This window comes from Aeromonas sp. HMWF014, from assembly GCF_963878295.1.
GTDB classification, from domain to species: domain Bacteria; phylum Pseudomonadota; class Gammaproteobacteria; order Enterobacterales; family Aeromonadaceae; genus Aeromonas; species Aeromonas popoffii.
Map to the genome: position 1 here is coordinate 1 of NZ_CAWNYS010000561.1, position 1,360 is coordinate 1,360.

Genomic DNA, 1,360 nt, shown 5'->3' on the forward strand with positions numbered 1-1,360 from the left:
GGGTCTGGGGACCGAAGACGATATCCACATAGGGGGCGCGAGTGCGAATGTTGTCCCCCTCCTGAGAGGCGACACAGCCACCCACACCGATCACCAGACCGGGCTTGTTGGCCTTGAGTTTTTTCCAGCGCCCCAGCTGATGGAACACCTTCTCCTGTGCTTTTTCGCGGATGGAGCAGGTATTCAGCAGCAAGACATCTGCCTCTTCGGGCTCCTCGGTCAGTTCATAGCCATTGCTGGCATCCAACAGGTCGGCCATCTTGGACGAGTCGTACTCGTTCATCTGGCAACCCCAGGTTTTAATGTGAAGTTTCTTGCTCATTGCTTCTCTTGACTTGTGTTGAAATCGGCATGGTCAAAGGACCGGGCATTTTACTCCGCAATCTGGATACTGCCTAGCTAATATCCAGCCCGTCATGGGGCTCTCTCCCTCTTGGCCGGCCGGTATTTGCTCGGGCTTTCTCCTTGATTTTGCGTGGCAATTCGCAATTTGTCTCACTGTTTCTGCCGGTCCCTTGCGGTATCATGTCTCCATTCGGTTTGGCCCCGTCTACCCTTGTCCGGGGCGTCCCCTTTCAGGAATCAAGTTATGGAACAGTGTGATATCGCTATTGTCGGCGCTGGCATGGTCGGTGCCGCTACCGCCTGTCTGCTGGCGGCGCAGGGCCTCTCCATTCGGGTGATAGAGACCCAATTGCCCGAGCAATACGCCTGCTCGCAGCCGCTGGATCTGCGGGTTTCCGCTATCAGCCAGGCCTCGGTGGCGTTGTTGGCTCAGGCCGGCGCCTGGTCACACCTGCAGCAGATGCGACTCTGTCCCTACCGCCGGCTGGAGACCTGGGAGCTGGATGGTTTTGCCACCCGCTTCAATGCGGCCGATCTGGGCCTGCCCCTGCTTGGCTACATCATCGAAAACCGGCTGGTGCAGCTGGCCCTGCTCAAGAGGATGGAGGATTTTCCCAACATCCAGACCCACACACCGGCGGCGGTCACTCGCCTGCAGCAGGGGGGGAACGAGGCGGTGCTGACCCTGGACGATGGCACTGAACTCGCCGCCCACTGGGTGTTGGCCTGCGATGGCGCCGAATCCCAGATGCGCCGGCTGGCGGGCATAGGCGTGTCGCGCTTCGAGTATCGCCAGCACTGTATGCTGATCAATATCGACACAGCGTTTGCACAGGAAGACATCACTTGGCAGCAATTTACCCCGAGCGGCCCGCGTGCCTTCCTGCCGCTGCCCGGCCAGCATGGCTCCCTGGTGTGGTATGACAGCCCGGCCCGCATTCGCGCCCTGTCGGCCATGAGCAACGAAAGGCTGGGGGAGGAGGTGCGCCGCCACTTTCCGGCCCGGCTCGGCGGG

General features: G+C 60.4%; 1 protein-coding gene and 1 pseudogene. One reads left to right on the forward strand and one right to left on the reverse strand.

All coding sequences use genetic code 11. The annotated features are described in order from the left end of the window. Nucleotides 1-322: pseudogene (locus AAC083_RS21600) on the reverse strand (tRNA (N6-isopentenyl adenosine(37)-C2)-methylthiotransferase MiaB); the annotation flags it as partial. 267 nt (nucleotides 323-589) lie between these two features. Between AAC083_RS21600 and AAC083_RS21605 the strand changes: the two are divergent. Further along, the coding region (locus AAC083_RS21605; RefSeq protein WP_181364850.1) for an FAD-dependent monooxygenase at nucleotides 590-1,360 on the forward strand (771 nt) is incomplete at its 3' end.